This window comes from Eudoraea algarum (assembly GCF_050589645.1).
GTDB lineage: Bacteria > Bacteroidota > Bacteroidia > Flavobacteriales > Flavobacteriaceae > JBNGOQ01.
Genome location: NZ_JBNGOQ010000003.1, coordinates 285,464 through 303,488 on the forward strand (window position 1 = coordinate 285,464; position 18,025 = coordinate 303,488).

Sequence of the window (18,025 nt, forward strand, 5' to 3'; positions counted from 1 at the left end):
GACAAAGATAAAGGTTTTTATATGCTTTGGGTAGACCGCAAAGTGGCTCAGAATCAATAAGATAAAAATAACATAAGTTTATGCCAACAAGCAAAAAATAGCAGTATCTTTGCAGGCTGAAAAATAGAAGTTATGTCCAACACCAAGAATATTGCCATCATTGCCCACGTAGACCATGGAAAAACCACCCTGGTGGACAAGATTATGCACCATTGTGAGCTGTTCCGGGAGAACGAAAAGACGGGCGAGCTAATTTTGGACAATAACGACCTGGAACGGGAGCGGGGCATTACCATCGTCTCCAAAAATGTTTCCGTAGTATATCAGGATACCAAAATCAATATTATAGATACCCCCGGTCACGCCGATTTTGGCGGAGAGGTAGAGCGGGTTCTGAACATGGCCGATGGCGTGCTGTTGTTGGTAGACGCCTTTGAGGGACCAATGCCTCAGACCCGATTTGTACTGCAAAAGGCCATTGACCTGGGCCTGAAACCCTGTGTGGTCATCAATAAGGTAGATAAGGAAAACTGTACGCCCGAAGAGGTGCACGAGAAGGTATTTGATCTCATGTTTGAACTGGGGGCCGAGGAATGGCAGCTGGATTTCCCGGTAGTGTACGGATCGGCCAAAAACAATTGGATGAGCGAGGACTGGAAGCAGGAAACGGATTCCATAGCACCCTTGTTGGACATGGTAGTGGAGCATATTCCGGAGTTTAGACCCGAACAAGGCACTACCCAAATGCTGATTACCTCCCTGGATTACTCTTCCTTCACGGGCCGAATTGCCATTGGAAGGTTGCAACGGGGTCGGTTGGGCGAGGGACAACAGATTTCCTTGGTGAAGCGAGACGGAAGCCTCGTGAAATCCAAGATAAAGGAACTCTTTACCTTTGAAGGACTGGGACGTAAAAAAGTAGCAGAAGTAGCTACCGGTGATATCTGTGCCATTGTGGGTTTGGAAGGATTTGAGATCGGGGATACCATTGCCGATCTTGAAAACCCGGAAGGGCTACAGACCATCGCCATAGATGAGCCTACCATGAGCATGTTGTTCACGATTAACGACAGCCCTTTCTTTGGACAGGACGGAAAGTTTGTGACCTCTAGGCATATCAAGGAACGCTTGGAGAAAGAATTGGAAAAGAACTTGGCCCTTAGGGTGGAGGAAACCGATAGTGCAGACAAGTTTATGGTCTTTGGCCGTGGGGTGCTACACCTTTCGGTATTGATCGAGACCATGCGCCGTGAAGGCTATGAACTGCAGATCGGGCAACCACAGGTAATCATCAAAACGATTGATGGCGTCAAATGTGAGCCCGTGGAACAGCTTACCATAGATTTGCCAGAGGAGGTTTCCGGCAAGGCCGTGGAAATGGTGTCCATACGAAAAGGGGAGATGACCCGCATGGAAGCCAAGGGAAATCGCATGGTATGCGAGTTTATCATTCCCTCCAGGGGCATCATCGGACTTCGGAACCAACTATTGACGGCAACGGCGGGAGAAGCAATCATGGCACACCGTTTTTTTGAATACCAGCCCATGAAGGGCGATATCCCACAGCGACAGAATGGATCTCTGGTCTCTATGGAGAACGGAAAGGCCATTCCTTATTCCATTGATAAATTGCAGGATCGGGGCAAGTTTTTTATCGATCCGGGCGAGGACATTTACGAAGGCCAGGTCATAGGCGAAAACTCTCGTGGTGATGATATGACCGTGAACGTTACCAAGACCAAAAAACTATCCAACGTACGTTCTGCGGGAGCGGACGAGAAGGCAAAAATTGTTCCTGCCATCAAGTTTTCCTTGGAGGAAGCGCTGGAATATATCCAGAAAGATGAGTATGTAGAGGTAAGTCCCAACCACTTGCGCTTGCGGAAAATATTCTTGAAAGAAGTAGATCGCAAAAGGAACAAGATAGATTAATACGTTTCTTGTTCAAAGAATAGCTGCTGATACCCCATTTTTGCCATTCAGAGCAGTAGTCGGACATCTATGAAGGGTTCGATACGTTCTATTTTTGTCATTCAGAGCGAAGCGAAGAATCTACACTATGAATGATACCGGAGATTCCTCGTACCTCGGAATGACAACCCTGGGGCTTTTTATTCTTCAAAGAGTCTGAGCCTTGTAGTTCGAACACAACAAAGAATCTTTCCGTACTTTAGTCCTATGTATCAGGAGGGGTTCCATACCTATCATGTTTATATCATTACCAATAAAAATAGGACGGTTTTATACACAGGCATGACCAATTATTTGGCAAGAAGACTGTCTGAACATGATATAAGTGTAAAAAAGCAAACGAAAGGCTTTAGCTCAAGATATAGATGTGGGCATTTACTTTATTACGAAAAATTTACCTGGGTTCACGAGGCCTTAGCCAGAGAAAAGGAGATAAAAGGATGGAGTAGGGAAAAGAAGTTGGAACTGATTAAATCCATAAACCCTGAGCTAAATTTTTTGGAATATCTGTTTCCATTTCAAATGGACTCTTAAGATGAATTGTTGGTGGCATGGTTAACAACTGTAACCTTGTCATTCAGAGCGAAGCGAAGAATCCAAACTATGGACGATACCAGAGATCCCTCGTGCCTCGGAATGACAATCTTTGGACTTTTTGCGGCTCATAGCTTCTCGGTTCTGTTGTTCCAAACCCCATTTTTTGTCATTCAGAGCGCCGTGCCCTAGGCAGGCAGGCAGCGAAGAATCCACACTTAGAACGGTATTGGTGATTCCGAGGTACGAGGAATCACAAGCTGGTACGGTTTAGCTCTTAGACGTAATGCTTTTCTTTTAGGCATGCGGCCGCGGCACCGATAATCCCCGCGTGGTTCTGTAAGCCGGCAGGTATGACTTGGGTATCCAATTTTATATAGTCCTTAAAACTGTCCCATTCCTTGGATAGGCCACCGCCTACAATAATAAGGTCTGGCGCTATGACGAGTTCCACATATTTTAGGAACTTGCTAAAACGTTTTCCCCATTTTTCAAAACTAAGCCCTTCCCTGTCCTTGGCAGAACCAGCGGCCCAGAGTTCTATCTTGCTGTATTTTTTGTAAGGAATCTGTCCTAGTTCAAAATTTGGAATTAGGCGGCCATCCAGGAAAGCACCGCTGCCCAGGCCGGTTCCTATGGTCACCATGACCACAAAACCATCTTTGCCCTTGCCCACGCCGTAATTCATAGCAGCATATCCTGCGGCATCTGCATCGTTGATAACGATAAAAGGCAAGCCGGTCGCTTTTTCGAAAAGTTGATCGGCATTGACTCCCTTCCACGTTTTATGGAGATTGCCCGATGACACACAGATTCCGTTCTTTATGACCGTTGGGAACCCACATCCTACGGGCCCACTATAATTAAAGTGTTTTACGATTTGAGCCACTACTTCGGCCATGGCGTCGGGCCTTCTCGATTCCGGAGTAGGTATCCGGAAACGTTTGGTCAACATTTCCCCGGTTTCCACATCTACTAAGGCACCTTTGATACCGGAACCTCCGATATCAATTCCAAGAACTTCCATGAAGAGAATTTATGATTAGCTGGGCAAAGTAACAAAAACTTTCGGGAGTTTTGTAAGCGAAATTAGTCAAGTTCTTCTCTTTCTTTTAAGTAGTCGAAGATCAATTTATCCACTGCCGCGATTTTGTCCCTATCCCGATAATTGAGCCAGACCATTTCCGCAATTTCGGAATCGGGTTTCAAAACACCGGAATAATCGCCAGAGTAGCAGGTCATTCTTACGGTGATGCCGGCCGCTTTGCCATCGGCCGGCGCTTCAAAAATCCTGATATATTCCAGAGTGGATATGTCCAGATCTACACTCAATTCCTCCCTGATCTCACGGACAAGTGCATCCGTATCGGATTCGCCCACTTCCCTTTTGCCTCCCGGAATATAATACTTCTCCTTTCCCTTGCTTCGGGTACTGAGAATTTTTTTGTCCACGATATGTATCCAGGCCAACTTATCTATGATTTCGTCCGAGGGTTCTATATAGTAGTCGATGGAATTAAGGCTGTGATCGGGGTCAATACCATCCAAGATCCAATCTATTGCCTTTCCGAAACCGTTTAAGGTGCCCCGCTTTTTGTTCCTGCCCAAGGCACTGGAGATGGTCTCGTCCCGGTTACCAAATTTATAGCCTTTTTTGCGGATCCAAAGTAGGTTTAGGAGGTGTTGCATCACCACATTCCCTAATTGGTCTATGGACACCGCAATTTTGAGGGTATATTCCCCGAGACCTTTTAACCCTTTGGTAAAAAGGGCGTAAAATATCCCGTAGAGAAAGCCTAGGGGAACGGTGAGTACCAGCAGCACGATCGAAATCAAAAAAAGCAGGATACCCACAAACGGATGTACTTTTTTATCGGTTTGGTGGGACTGTTTTCTTAGAATCACTTGGGACGTATTAGACGGCTTTTTGAATCACCTCGAACACTTTGTTGCCATCGCATTTAAGCGTTTTGGATGGGTATTTTAGGATAAGGGCGTAGTCGTGCGTGGCCATAAGAATGGTCCGCCCTGTTTTGTTTATTTCCTGTAGCACCTTCATGACTTCCACACTGGTTTGTGGATCAAGGTTGCCCGTGGGTTCGTCGGCCAAGATCAATTCAGGGTCGTTCAGCAGGGCCCTGGCAATAGCAATACGCTGCTGCTCACCCCCAGAGAGTTCGTGGGGAAACTTAAAACCTTTGGTTTTCATACCCACCTTGTCCAGAACTTCCTCTATTTTGGCGCTCATTTTATCGGTATCGGTCCATCCGGTCGCCTTGAGCACAAAAAGGAGGTTGTTGTTCACATTCCTATCCGGCAACAGTTTAAAATCTTGGAAGACAATACCCAGTTTGCGCCTCAAAAACGGGATGTCCTTTTCCTCCAGGGTCTTGAGGTTAAAACCCACAACCCTGCCGTTGCCCTCCTGCAGGGGCAAATCCGCGTAGAGCGTTTTCATAAAACTGCTCTTGCCGCTGCCCGTTTTTCCTATCAGGTAGACAAACTCGCCTTTTTTGACATCCAGGGTGATTTGGTTGAGCACCATGTTTTCCTTTTGGAAAACACCCACATTCTTCAATTCCAATATACGTTCTGCCATAGGTCCTTTGTTAGCATAAAAGTAATAAGTTATTGGGGAATACAAATCCGAGGCCCTTAAAAATATTATATTTTGCCCCGCGACATACTTAGGAACAATATTTGACGTTTTACTAGGTATATCGGTAATTCGTAACTGCGAGAGAACATTATGCGAAAGAAGAAAACCGCCTTTTTGGCCCTTGCTATAGGGCTGTTTTTCAATGGATTTGCCCAAGAATCCAAAATCTATACCCACGATCAGAAAGCCTACCAGGAAGCCCTGGCACTGTACAACAATGAACAGTATCAGGCGGCCCAAGCCATTTTTGACAAGGTAAGGGAACAGACCAAAGATCAGGAGACCGAAGCCAATAGCGCTTACTACGCTGCCAATGCGGCCATACGGTTAAATCAGTTGGGCGCAGATCGGCTCATGGAGGATTTTGTGGAGCGATACCCTACCTCTACCAAACGCAACTCGGCTTTTTTGGATGTGGGCGATTACTATTTTGAGACCGGGAAATATCCCTACGCCCTGAAATGGTACAAAAAAGTGGACCAAAGTGCCATGGCCGGCAAGGACCAGGAGCGCTTTTTCTTTAATAACGGCTATGCGCTATTTTCCTCAAAAAAGACCAAGGAAGCAGAGCGCTACCTAAACAAGGTGACCACTTCTTCCACTTACGGTTCCCAAGCCAAATACTATTTGGGTTATATCGCCTACCAAGAAGACGATTACGATACGGCCAACGAGCGCTTCGATCAAATTGCCGATCAGGAATTGTTGGACGAAAAATTGTCGTACTATCAGGCCGACATGAATTTTAAACTGGGCAATTTTGAGGAATCCGTTGCCCTGGCCAAAAAACAACTGCCCAAGTCCGACCGAAGGGAGGTTTCCGAACTCAATAAAATTATCGGGGAGAGTTATTTTAACCTTGGACAATATGCCAATGCCATTCCCTATTTGGAAAAATACAAGGGAAAACGAGGTAGGTGGAGCAATACCGATTACTATCTGTTAGGCTATAGCTACTATAAGCAGGGCGATTATGCCAACGCTATTCAACAATTCAATAAAATTATCGGGGGCACCAACAGTGTTTCCCAAAATGCCTACTATCATTTGGCGGAGTGTTACCTGAAATTGGATAAAAAACAGGAAGCGTTAAATGCTTTCCGCAATGCTTCACAAATGGATTTTGGCCCGGAAATACAAAAGGATGCCTTCCTCAATTATGCAAGATTGAGCTATGAGATTGGCAATCCGTATGAAGGGGTGCCGCAGGTATTGACCAGTTATTTAAAACAATACCCAAATGATGAACATAGCGAGGAAATGCAGGAACTCTTGGTAGATTCCTATATCACTTCCAAAAATTTTCAGGGTGCTATGACCCTTTTGGAGGAGAACAAAAACTACGCAAGTAAGGAAACCTACCAAAAAGTAGCTTTCTATAGGGGGGTAGAACTGTTCTTGGACAACAACTATGCCGCTGCCCAGGAAAGCTTTGGCAAGTCGCTCAAAGATGCGCCCGACTTGCTGTTCAAGGCCAGGGCGAGTTATTGGAAGGCCGAGACAGAATATATGTTGAACAGATTCGAGGAAGCATTGACCAGTTTTGTTCAATTTCAACAGAATCCAAGCGCAAAAAATACACAAGAGTTCCCTGACCTGGATTACAACCTGGCTTATACCTATTTTAAACTAAAGGATTATAACAGCGCGGTCGCCTATTTTAAAAAGGCCACCTCCGGGTCGTTGGACACCGAAAAACGTAACGATGCCTATTTGCGTATGGGCGATAGCCATTTTGTGAGCCGTAAATATTGGCCGGCCATTGAGGCCTATAACCAGGTTTTGGAAGGGAACGGGCCTGAAAAGGATTATGCCGCCCTGCAAAAAGCGCTTAGTTATGGTTTTGTGGGTAGGGGCAATTCCAAGATCGAGGAGCTTAACCGTTTTGTGGACCGGTTCCCGAGATCTACCTTAAAGGATGATGCGCTTTTTGAACTGGGCAACTCCTACGTAAAGGCAGACAATACGGCCCAGGGGCTACAGATCTACGATCAGTTGATCCGGGAATACAGAGGAAGTTCCTTCGTGCCCAGAGCTTTGCTGCGGCAAGGATTGGTGCACTATAATGCCAGCAGGAACGAAGAGGCCTTGGTAAAATTCAAAACCGTGGCCAGGGACTTTCCCAAAACCCAGGAAGCCAAGCAGGCCGTTGCTACTGCCAAACTTATTTATGTAGACCTGGGGCGGGTCAACGAGTACGCCACCTGGGTAAAACAGCTCGATTTTGTTGAGGTGACCGATACGGAATTGGACAATGCTAGTTTTGAATCGGCCCAAAAGCAATACCGGGACGGCAATACGGGAGCCGCCAGAAAGGCATACGAAAGCTATGTCAAAGAGTTCCCTAACGGACTTCACGCCCTTACCGCTAATTTCAACCTGGCGCAAATCTATTTTGGAGAGGGACAGCAGGACAAGGCACTGCCCGCCTATCAATTTGTCGTAGATCGGGGAAGCAGTGAGTATGCCGAGCAGTCCCTGACACGGATCTGCGAGATCCATATCACCAAAAAAGACTACAATGCCGCCATTCCCTTTTTGGAGCGACTGGAACAAACAGCCGAAATACAGCAGAACATCACCTTTGCACAGTCTAACCTCATGAAGGGCTACTACGAACAAAAGGATTACGAGCGTACCATAGCCTATGCCCAGAAAGTATTGAATACCGCTAAGATAGACAACCGTATAAAAAGTGATGCCCATGTGATGATCGCACGCTCGGCCATCCGTACGGATAAGGAGGAGATTGCGGAACAGGCCTATGCAGAGGTGCTGGGAATCGCCAATGGGGGGCTGGCCGCAGAAGCCCTGTACTACGATGCCTTTTTCAAGAACAAGAAACAGGACTATGAAGCCTCTAACAGCTCCGTACAAAAATTGGCAAAGGACTATTCGGCCTATAAAGAGTGGGGAGGGAAAGGCCTTATTGTCATGGCCAAGAACTTTTACGCCCTGGACGATGCCTTTCAGGCCACCTACATTTTGGAAAGCGTAATTACCAACTTTGGCCAATACCCCGAAATCAAGGCCGAGGCCGAAAGAGAGCTTTCCATCGTCAAAAGTAAGGAAGCACAACGCAATTCATCAATCGATACCGAAGGGAACTAACATTATGGGAAGAACGAACACCGGACAAAATGGATCGTATAAGATCGTATGGGTTTTGTTGCTGTTATGGCAGCTGGGGATGGCCCAGGACACCAAGGATATCGGAACCGAGACTGTGACCGTAGTAAGGCCCTATTCCCCGACAATTTCGGACGCGTCCAAGTTAAGGTCCCAGCCCATTCTGAACGATTCCATCGTACTACAAAAAAAACAGATCAATTACAGCATCTTTTCGGTGCCCGTGGCCTCTACGTTTACACCCGCAAAAGGCAAGGCTTCCAGGGTAAAAAAGACACCGCCACCAAAACTTTTCAATTCGTATGCCTCCGTGGGCCTGGGCAATTTTAACAATGCCCTGGTCGATTTTTATACCAGCAGGGACCTGAACAGGGGCGAAGACCTTTTGGATGTGGGCTTTACCCATCATTCCTCCCGCGGCGATATTGAGGATGCGGTTTTGGATACGGACTTTTACAACTCCAAGTTGGATGTCTCCTATGCCAAACGGGATCGTGATTTTAATTGGGGTGCCGATATTGGGCTGGGACATCAGCTTTATAATTGGTACGGTATCCCGGAAGGGGCTTTTGATCAGGCCACCATCGATGGGATAGACGAACGTCAAAATTATTTCAATGCCCAGGCGGGCGCACATATCAACTTGGAGGAATCGCCCTTTAAAAAAGGAAAACTCTTGCTCAGGCGATTTTGGGACGCCACCGAATCGGGCGAAAACAGGGTAATCCTGGAACCTACCTTTGAGCTGCCCATTACCGAGGAAAAGCTTACCATTGGGGTAAAACTGGACTATGTAAGCGGGAATTTCAAAAATGCCCCGCTAAGCAGCACGACCAATCTACAGGAAATTGATTACAGCCAGTTGCAGCTGGGGATTACCCCTAGCTTGTTAGTCTTAAGGGATGACCTTACCCTTAATCTGGGCGCCCGTTTTGTTTACGGCGTGGATACGGAGAACAGTGACAGTAATTTCTATATTTTTCCGGCCGTAACCGCCTCCTATCGCCTTGTGGATGAGACCGTAATCGCTTATGGCGGCATTGAAGGAGAACTACAACAAAACTCCTACTACGGATTTGTACAGGACAATCCCTATGTTTCCCCCACACTTGCCATTCAGCCCACGGATCGGCAGTACGATGCTTATTTGGGGCTAAAGGGAAAATTATTGCCCAATCTAAGCTATAATATCAAGGGGTCATACAGCGCAGAAAACCGCAAACCGTTGTTTTTCCTCAATCCCCAGAACCTTTTCCGCACCGATGATAAAGGCTATTTCTACGGCAACTCCTTTCAGGTGTTTTACGACGACATCCGTACCCTGGGCTTTTTTGGGGAACTTAATGTAGATGTGAACAGGAATTTTACCCTGGGCATCAGTGCCGAGGTTTATGACTACGATACAGAAACCGATAATCCTGCCTGGAACCTACCGGAAGTAAAAGGGTCGCTGTTCATGGATTACCAGATAGACGAATCATGGTTTTTGGGCGCCAACCTCTTTTATGTGGGCGAACGGCAGGACCTGATTCAAGAGATTACCCAGAACATAGATCCCGCCCCTTTTACGGCGAACCCGGTTACACTGGACAGCTATTTTGATGCCAATGCCCATGTGGGCTATCGTTTTAACGAACAGCTTTCAGTTTTTGTAAAGGCATCCAATATTGCCAACAACGACTATCAACGTTGGGCGAACTTAAGGGTACAGGGCTTTCAGGCTTTGGCGGGGATAACGTATAAGTTCGATTTTTAGCCTTGGGCATGGGTCATTGGGTCCAGAAGACCGGTTTTAAGGCCAAAAAGACACCGCAAGGGACAAAATTGACCTGTTCTCGATAAACCGATCCGTTGGTCGAAAGGCCCGGGCCAGTTCTGGAAAGCTTGCGTATATTTCCCTATTTTTGTAGGAGCAAACGGTCCTGTTTTATGTTGTTAGCAAACGCAAAATATAGTATAGGTATCTGGTTTTTGTCTTTGGGTACGGCCCTCATGGCCCAAAATTTGGTTATTGACCCCAGTTTTGAGGCTTTTGGGAAGTGTCCCCGGTACTTGAGCAACTTCAATCACGATTTGGAATCCTGGTCTACCCCTACGCGGGGCACTACGGATTATTTCAACAGCTGCAGCGAGCGTATGGGCGTGCCCAATAACTTTAACGGTTTCCAGCGTTCAAAATCGGGCAATGGCTACGCAGGTTTTTATGTTTATGCCCCGGAAGACTATAGGGAGTACATACAGGCAGAATTCTCCGAAACCCTGGTAAAGGGGAAAAAATATATTGCGTCCTTCTATCTCAGCTTGGCCGAGGGGTCCGATTTTGCCCTTGGCGATTTTGGAGTGCTGTTTTCGGAAAATAAGCTAGACATTCCGACCGATAAAAATCTTTCACGGACCAAGTTGGCCAGAATTCGCGATCAAGCAGTGTATTTGGTCGAAATTGATTATCCTGATTTTTACTCCGAGTCCAAAAAGTGGATCAAGGCCTCCGTGGAAATCGTAGCGCGTGGCAACGAAAGTTTTATGACCATTGGTAACTTTAAGAGCAATGCCCGATCCAGACGGATAAAGCCAAAAAACATAGGGCCCCGGCCCAAACGCCGGCAAAAAGGGGAGGTCTCCTATTACTATGTGGACCTCTTAGGGCTGTCCGCCGTTGGGGCTCAGCAGCAACCGGAACCAGAACCGGAAACCTACGTGCTCAACAAGACCCATGTATTTCAAAACGTGTTGTTCGAGTTCGATAACTATCGACTATTGGACAGCGCCATGGCCGATCTGCGCAGCGTTTATGAGTACCTGCAACACAATACCGCACTTACCATCACCATAAAAGGCCATACAGATAGTACGGGTCCGGCGCCCTATAACAGAGGGTTATCGGATAAAAGGGCCAGGGCGGTAGCGGATTATTTATTGCAATTGGGCCTCCCCCAGGAACGCATCCTGTGGAAAGGGTATGGCGGCGAAAAGCCTGTGGCCACCAATGCCACCGAAGAAGGAAGGCAACAGAACAGGCGGGTAGAGTTCGTCATCAGCGAAGGGCCTGCCAAATCGTATTTCTAATACTTTTGGAAGCAATTGGCAAAGGAAATTAGTATTTTGCCCTGGAACAGGACACTGGTGTCCCATATCCAAGCAGATACCTATGAAAAAAGTAGCACTTCTACTCATTATTGGCGCAATATACAGTTGCGGAACCCCTAAGGAAAAAGCAGATTTAATCGTGCAGAATGCCACGGTGTATACGGTGGATGAAGGATTTTCAAAGGCTGAGGCCTTCGCCGTACGTGAGGGCAAATTTATTGCCGTGGGAAGTACCGAGGAAATAGGAGCAAGGTATACCACCGATCGCACGATCGATGCCGACGGCCGTACCATTATCCCAGGTTTAATAGATGCCCATTGTCATTTTTACGGCCTGGGCCTCAACCAGCAGGTGGTAGACCTCGTGGGGACCACGAGCTATGAAGCGGTTCTGGAACGGGTCAAAAATTTTCAGGAGGAGCGGAAAAGCAACTTTGTCCTGGGCAGGGGATGGGACCAGAACGATTGGGAGGTAAAGGAGTTCCCCACTAAAAAAGAACTGGATGCGCTTTTCCCCGATACCCCGGTGGCCTTAAGGCGTGTGGACGGCCATGCCTACCTAGCTAACCAAAAGGCGTTGGATATGGCCGGAATAGATGCCAGCACCGAGGTAACCGGCGGGGAAATCGTAAAGCAAGGGGGTGCGCTTACGGGCGTATTGATAGACAACCCCATGCGAATGATCGATGCGGTAATACCTGCACCAAACCTGGATTCAAAAATAGGGGCCTTAAAGGATGCCCAGCGCATCTGCCTGCAGCACGGCCTTACCACGGTAAATGATGCCGGATTGGACCGAAGCACCATAGAATTGATCGATAGCCTGCAACAGGCGGGAGAGCTTTCGATAAGGGTATACGCCATGATTAGCAATAGTCCCGCTAATTTGGACCACTTTCTGGAAAAGGGCATTGTAAAGACCGATAGATTAAATGTACGTTCGGTAAAGGTATATGGCGATGGGGCCCTGGGTTCCCGGGGAGCAGCCCTAAAAGCGCCCTATTCGGACAAGGCCGGCCACTACGGGGCCATGGTGACCCCCGTGGATGCCATTGAAGGTCTTGCCCAGCGCATCGCCGCTTCCGAGTACCAGATGAACACCCATGCCATTGGGGATTCTGCCAATAATGTAGTGCTCCGAGCTTATCACAAGGCCCTGGAGGGCACCACCGATAGGCGATGGAAAGTGGAGCATGCCCAAGTAGTGGCCCCGGAGGATTTCAACAAGTTTAGGGAAGATATTATCCCCTCCGTGCAGCCCACCCACGCCACCAGTGATATGTATTGGGCCGAAGATCGTGTGGGTGCGGAACGGATAAGGGGTGCCTATGCCTTTAAGAAATTGCTGGACATTTCAGGAAAAATAGCCTTGGGAACCGATTTCCCCGTAGAACAGGTAAGCCCTTTTCTGACCTTTTATGCCGCGGTGGCGCGCAAGGACCTGGAGGACTATCCAGAGGGTGGGTTTCAAATGGAGGATGCCCTATCGCGGGAAGAGGCCTTGCGTGGAATGACCATATGGGCGGCCTATTCCAATTTTGAGGAAAATGAAAAAGGCAGCATTGAAATGGGGAAATGGGCCGATTTTGTGATCTTGGACGAGGATATCATGACCGTAGCGGAAAGGGAGATTCCCCAACTTAAGGCCGATCAGACCTTTATTGCGGGCAAGCAGGTAGAATAAGGAAATAAAAAAGCCGAGAGCTGTGGCCCTCGGCTTTTTTTATAGGATAAAACTAGTCTTACTGGCTTATGGGGAGGGCCACCCTGGTGGTATCCCAACCCAGAACCATGTGTACACCGCCATCAACCTCCTTATAGGCAATGGAAAAGGCTTCCAGGGAGCTGGAATCCTTACTTGCACTGGCCTTCGCACGGACCACATCTGCCGATTCATCATAGGAATACGCGCCCCATTGATTTAATTTGCTGTTAAAGATGACCGTCCATTCCGATTCCCCTGGAATGGTGAACATGGAATAGGTGCCCGCCTTGATAGCTTGGCCGCCTACTTTGGCATCTTTGTAGAACACCACTTCTACGGCCTCGTTGGCCCCGGTACGCCATACCTTTCCGTTGGGCGCAAGATTGGCCAAAGACCTCCCTTTTAATTGGGGACGGCTATAGGTTACCCGAACCAGTTTGTTGGGTACCCTTCCGCTGGCCGGATAGACCGCAATATCCAACGGACTTTTGTCCAATCCGCTAAACTCTTGTGCACTGGTCTCAAAAGAGAATACCAAGGCGAAAACAAATGTGGCTAGTGTTACTAATTTTTTCATATTTTGATTGTTTTTGATTTTTTCAAAACTAAGTAGTATTCCATGGAAATACTGATAAAGAGTCGTTAAAATTTGGCCCGCTTACAGAATGCATGCCACGGCATGTTCTGGCTTGGATATAATTCTTAATTTATCTACATTATCACTATATTGTTTCAAATTGTAACTAATTACTGATGTTTACTTTTTTAATTGAAAGTTGTACCGCATCTTTGACTTATAATTACATTAAATAATACTTATGTGTGGAATTGTATGTGCGTTCGATGTTAAGGAAAGCACAAGTGTGTTGAGGCCCCAGCTGCTTGAAATGTCCAAAAAAATAAGGCACAGGGGACCGGATTGGAGTGGAATTTATTCAGATGAGAAAGCGATACTGGCCCATGAACGGTTGGCCATAGTAGACCCCGTCTCGGGGAAACAGCCCTTGCTGAGCAGGGACGGCAAACTGGTATTGGCGGCCAATGGCGAAATATATAACCACAGGGAACTTAGGGAACAGTTCCTGGGCTCCTATGATTTTATGACCGAATCGGATTGTGAGGTCATCCTGGCCCTATACCAGGAAAAGGGAACGTCTTTTTTGGACGAGATGAACGGTATTTTTGGCTTTGCCATCTATGATACGGAAAAGAACGAATATTTTGTGGCCCGTGACCATATGGGCATTATTCCCCTTTATATGGGATGGGACCATAACGGAACCTTCTATGTGGCCTCGGAATTAAAGGCCTTGGAGGGCGTATGCACCAAAATAGAACTCTTTCCGCCCGGCCATTACCTGCATAGCAGGGACGGTGAGCTAAAACGCTGGTACCAAAGGGATTGGATGGAGTACGAGGCGGTAAAGGAAAACCAGAGCAGCATTGCCGAGCTGCACGATGCCCTGGATGCCGCGGTACACAGACAATTGATGTCCGACGTGCCCTACGGGGTGCTGCTATCGGGGGGATTGGATTCCTCGGTGACATCGGCCCTGGCCAAGAAATATTCCCAAAAACGTATAGAATCTGGCGACACCAAGGAAGCATGGTGGCCACAGTTGCACTCATTTTCGGTTGGCCTCGAGGGCTCGCCGGACCTGGCGGCCGCACAAAAGGTGGCCGATCATATCGGCACAGTGCACCACGAGATAAAATTTACCATCCAGGAAGGCCTGGATGCCATTAAGGACGTCATCTTTAACCTGGAGACCTATGACATCACCACGGTAAGGGCTTCCACGCCCATGTACCTCATGGCGAGGGTCATCAAATCCATGGGCATAAAGATGGTATTGTCCGGGGAAGGGGCAGATGAGCTCTTTGGCGGTTATCTGTACTTCCACAAAGCACCCAGTCCCAAGGATTTTCACGAAGAGACCGTACGCAAATTGGACAAATTGCATATGTACGATTGCCTAAGGGCCAATAAATCCCTTGCCGCTTGGGGCATTGAAGGACGCGTGCCCTTTTTGGACAAGGAATTTATGGACGTGGCCATGCGTATCAACCCCAAGGATAAAATGATCAACGGGGAACGTATGGAAAAATGGGTGGTCCGCAAGGCTTTTGAATCCTATTTGCCAGAAAGTGTGGCATGGCGCCAAAAAGAACAGTTCTCCGATGGCGTAGGCTACAGTTGGATAGACACCCTAAAGGAAGTGGTAGATCGCGAGGTGACCGATGAACAATTGACCAATGCCAAATTCAGGTTTCCCGTACAAACGCCTACCAGCAAGGAGGAATTTTACTATCGTTCCATCTTTGAAGGGCATTTTCCGAGCGATGCGGCAGCCTTGTCCGTGCCCCAGGAACCCTCTGTGGCCTGTAGCACAAAAATTGCACTGGAATGGGACGAGGCATTTAAGAACATGAACGACCCATCGGGTAGGGCCGTGGCCAAGGTACATGAAGATGCCTATGATAAATAAAGAGATTTTCAACTATGAATGAGTAATGCTGTTTTATTCAGATTTTTAATTATAATTAGTCCTTAAGAAGCGCTGTAACAAGCGCTTCTTTTGTTTAGGGCCTTGTGTAGCGTAAGCATTTCCAATGCAATACAGGCCTTTTTGGAAGGGCGAGGGGCGTGTTCCCCCCAAAGGGGTATCTTCCACTCAAAAATGGTGCCTCGCCACCGGAAATGCACGCCTATGGACCGTAAGCTAAAATGGGGCGGATATGGAGCTGTTTTTTGACCAAAACCCGGACTGGGACATAAAAAAACCCCATGGTTCCATGCTGCTTTTTTTCCGCTGTGTAAGCCCCTGGAACACAAGGGGTTTTTAACACTGATTTTTCCACATATTTTGTTGATAACTTAAAAGCTTAAAAAGCGCAGAAACTCCTTATTCTATGGGGTATTCCTTATATTTGCAGGATTGCTAAATTATAATTGAAACAACTTAATTTGTTCTATGAGCGAAGAAGCAAAAAAGCCGAATTATTCGGCAGACAGTATTCAGGCATTGGAAGGGATGGAGCACGTGCGTATGCGCCCCTCCATGTACATCGGTGACGTTGGTGTCAGGGGACTGCATCACCTGGTCTATGAGGTGGTAGACAACTCTATTGACGAAGCCATGGGCGGCCATTGTGATACGATCAGCGTTACCATCAATGAAGATAATTCCATAACCACCAGGGACAACGGTAGGGGTATTCCGGTGGGACTACATAAAAAAGAGGGTGTTTCGGCCCTGGAGGTCGTGATGACCAAGATTGGTGCAGGAGGTAAATTTGACAAGGATTCCTACAAGGTTTCCGGGGGTCTCCACGGGGTGGGGGTTTCCGTAGTGAACGCGCTTTCCAATCATTTAAAGGCCACCGTACACCGGGAAGGTAAAGTTTGGGAGCAGGAGTACGAAAGGGGCAAATCCCTATACCCGGTAAAGAGTGTGGGCAAATCCAATGAAACGGGCACCATTGTTACCTTTCATCCGGATGAAAGCATTTTTACCCAGACCATAGAATACAGTTATGAGACCCTATCCAATAGGATGCGGGAACTCTCCTATCTGAACAAGGGGGTCACTATTACCATTATGGACAAGCGCCAAAAGGACAAGGACAGCGAAAGCGGTTACGTTCAGGAGTCTTTCTATTCGGATGAGGGACTGAAGGAATTTGTCCGCTTTTTGGACGGTAACCGGGAACAACTGATCCGGAACATAATCGCCATGGAGGGTGAAAAGAACGGTATTCCTGTTGAAGTGGCCATGGTGTACAATTCGTCCTATACGGAAAACCTGCACTCTTATGTAAACAATATCAACACCCATGAAGGAGGTACCCACCTCTCTGGCTTTAGGAGGGGACTCACATCGACCTTAAAAAAATATGCCGATGCCTCGGGCATGCTGGATAAATTAAAGTTTGAGGTACAGGGAGATGATTTTAGGGAAGGCCTTACCGCCATCATATCGGTAAAAGTGGCCGAGCCCCAATTTGAGGGCCAGACCAAGACAAAACTGGGCAACAGAGAGGTATCCTCTGCTGTTTCCCAAGCTGTTTCCGAGATGTTGACCAATTACCTGGAGGAAAATCCAGAGGATGCCAAAACGATCGTGGAAAAGGTAAAGCTTGCCGCACAGGCACGCCACGCGGCAACAAAGGCCCGTGAGATGGTGCAGCGCAAGACGGTGATGAGCATTGGGGGACTGCCCGGAAAATTGTCCGATTGTTCCGAGCAAGATCCCGCACTTTGCGAAGTCTTCCTGGTAGAGGGAGATTCCGCAGGCGGAACGGCCAAACAAGGAAGGGACCGGAATTTTCAGGCCATCCTTCCCTTGCGCGGTAAGATCCTGAATGTGGAGAAGGCCATGCAGCACAAGGTTTTTGAAAACGAGGAGATCAAGAACATCTATACGGCACTTGGCGTTACCATAGGGACCGAAGAGGATAGTAAGGCCCTTAACCTGGACAAGTTACGCTACCACAAAGTGGTCATCATGTGTGATGCCGATGTGGATGGTAGCCATATCGAGACCTTGATTCTTACCTTCTTCTTTAGGTATATGCGCGAATTAATCGAAGGAGGGCATGTCTATATTGCAACCCCACCACTTTATTTGGTGAAAAAGGGAAGTAAAAAACGCTACGCCTGGAACGATCAGGAGCGCGATGAGATCGTGGAGAGTTTCAAAGGAGGTGCCGGTATACAACGATACAAGGGTCTTGGTGAAATGAATGCCGAGCAATTGTGGGATACTACGATGAATCCCCAATTCAGGACCTTGAGGCAGGTGACCATAGAAAATGCCACGGAATCCGATCGTATTTTCTCCATGTTGATGGGTGATGAAGTGCCGCCAAGACGAGAATTTATAGAGAAAAATGCCGTTTATGCGAACATTGATGCATAAAAAACGGTACATACACAA

Annotated in this window: 12 protein-coding genes; 8 read left to right on the plus strand and 4 right to left on the minus strand. The window is 47.5% G+C overall.

From position 1 onward, the window contains the following. Positions 1-132 precede the first annotated feature (132 nt). Positions 133-1,932, plus strand: a complete 1,800-nt coding sequence (gene typA, locus ACRD67_RS11985) for a translational GTPase TypA (RefSeq protein ID WP_430967390.1) — start codon at positions 133-135, stop codon at positions 1,930-1,932. Between the two features lie 246 nt (positions 1,933-2,178). After that, complete coding sequence (locus ACRD67_RS11990) at positions 2,179-2,505, plus strand: GIY-YIG nuclease family protein (protein WP_430967391.1); 327 nt, start codon at positions 2,179-2,181, stop codon at positions 2,503-2,505. A 277-nt stretch (positions 2,506-2,782) separates the two neighbouring features. Here the strand turns inward: ACRD67_RS11990 and ppgK are convergent, their stop codons facing one another. The 3 genes from ppgK to ACRD67_RS12005 form a co-directional block, all read right to left on the minus strand. After that, positions 2,783-3,532 carry a polyphosphate--glucose phosphotransferase gene (gene ppgK / locus ACRD67_RS11995; protein WP_430967392.1) on the minus strand — a complete coding sequence of 250 codons (750 nt, stop codon included), beginning with the start codon at positions 3,530-3,532 and terminating at the stop codon, positions 2,783-2,785. Between the two features lie 62 nt (positions 3,533-3,594). Beyond that, complete coding sequence (locus tag ACRD67_RS12000) at positions 3,595-4,410, minus strand: NUDIX hydrolase (protein ID WP_430967393.1); 816 nt, start codon at positions 4,408-4,410, stop codon at positions 3,595-3,597. A gap of 10 nt (positions 4,411-4,420) precedes the next feature. Continuing rightward, on the minus strand, positions 4,421-5,104 hold the full coding sequence (locus ACRD67_RS12005; RefSeq protein WP_430967394.1) for a cell division ATP-binding protein FtsE: 684 nt from the start codon (positions 5,102-5,104) through the stop codon (positions 4,421-4,423). Between the two features lie 150 nt (positions 5,105-5,254). Here ACRD67_RS12005 and ACRD67_RS12010 point away from each other — a divergent pair, with 150 nt between their 5' ends. The 4 genes from ACRD67_RS12010 to ACRD67_RS12025 all read left to right on the plus strand — a co-directional run bounded on the left by ACRD67_RS12010 (position 5,255) and on the right by ACRD67_RS12025 (position 13,064). After that, positions 5,255-8,275, plus strand: coding sequence for a tetratricopeptide repeat protein (locus tag ACRD67_RS12010; protein WP_430967395.1), 3,021 nt, complete (start codon positions 5,255-5,257; stop codon positions 8,273-8,275). A 4-nt stretch (positions 8,276-8,279) separates the two neighbouring features. After that, complete coding sequence (locus ACRD67_RS12015) at positions 8,280-10,049, plus strand: TonB-dependent receptor domain-containing protein (protein WP_430967396.1); 1,770 nt, start codon at positions 8,280-8,282, stop codon at positions 10,047-10,049. Between the two features lie 173 nt (positions 10,050-10,222). Beyond that, a complete protein-coding gene (locus ACRD67_RS12020; RefSeq protein WP_430967397.1) occupies positions 10,223-11,359 on the plus strand; it encodes an OmpA family protein in 1,137 nt (378 codons plus the stop codon). A gap of 82 nt (positions 11,360-11,441) precedes the next feature. Further along, positions 11,442-13,064, plus strand: coding sequence for an amidohydrolase (locus tag ACRD67_RS12025; RefSeq protein ID WP_430967398.1), 1,623 nt, complete (start codon positions 11,442-11,444; stop codon positions 13,062-13,064). Between the two features lie 58 nt (positions 13,065-13,122). Here ACRD67_RS12025 and ACRD67_RS12030 read toward each other — a convergent pair whose 3' ends face one another. Further along, a complete protein-coding gene (locus ACRD67_RS12030) occupies positions 13,123-13,662 on the minus strand; it encodes a DUF2911 domain-containing protein (RefSeq protein WP_430967399.1) in 540 nt (179 codons plus the stop codon). 241 nt (positions 13,663-13,903) lie between these two features. Between ACRD67_RS12030 and asnB the strand changes: the two genes are divergently transcribed. Further along, entirely contained in the window at positions 13,904-15,574 is a 1,671-nt protein-coding gene (asnB, locus tag ACRD67_RS12035) for an asparagine synthase B (RefSeq protein WP_430967400.1), read from the plus strand. A 486-nt stretch (positions 15,575-16,060) separates the two neighbouring features. Then, positions 16,061-18,007 carry a DNA topoisomerase (ATP-hydrolyzing) subunit B gene (gene gyrB / locus ACRD67_RS12040; RefSeq protein ID WP_430967401.1) on the plus strand — a complete coding sequence of 649 codons (1,947 nt, stop codon included), beginning with the start codon at positions 16,061-16,063 and terminating at the stop codon, positions 18,005-18,007. Positions 18,008-18,025 lie beyond the last annotated feature (18 nt).

Bases quoted from the DNA above. Each gene is read 5' to 3' on its own strand.
- ACRD67_RS12025 (WP_430967398.1), top strand. From the start codon at position 11,442: ATGAAAAAAGTAGCACTTCTACTCATTATTGGCGCAATATACAGTTGC.
- asnB (WP_430967400.1), top strand. From the start codon at position 13,904: ATGTGTGGAATTGTATGTGCGTTCGATGTTAAGGAAAGCACAAGTGTG.
- gyrB (WP_430967401.1), top strand. From the start codon at position 16,061: ATGAGCGAAGAAGCAAAAAAGCCGAATTATTCGGCAGACAGTATTCAG.
- ACRD67_RS11990 (WP_430967391.1), top strand. From the start codon at position 2,179: ATGTATCAGGAGGGGTTCCATACCTATCATGTTTATATCATTACCAAT.
- ACRD67_RS12015 (WP_430967396.1), top strand. From the start codon at position 8,280: ATGGGAAGAACGAACACCGGACAAAATGGATCGTATAAGATCGTATGG.
- ppgK (WP_430967392.1), bottom strand. From the start codon at position 3,532: ATGGAAGTTCTTGGAATTGATATCGGAGGTTCCGGTATCAAAGGTGCC.
- ACRD67_RS12010 (WP_430967395.1), top strand. From the start codon at position 5,255: ATGCGAAAGAAGAAAACCGCCTTTTTGGCCCTTGCTATAGGGCTGTTT.
- ACRD67_RS12005 (WP_430967394.1), bottom strand. From the start codon at position 5,104: ATGGCAGAACGTATATTGGAATTGAAGAATGTGGGTGTTTTCCAAAAG.
- ACRD67_RS12030 (WP_430967399.1), bottom strand. From the start codon at position 13,662: ATGAAAAAATTAGTAACACTAGCCACATTTGTTTTCGCCTTGGTATTC.
- typA (WP_430967390.1), top strand. From the start codon at position 133: ATGTCCAACACCAAGAATATTGCCATCATTGCCCACGTAGACCATGGA.
- ACRD67_RS12020 (WP_430967397.1), top strand. From the start codon at position 10,223: ATGTTGTTAGCAAACGCAAAATATAGTATAGGTATCTGGTTTTTGTCT.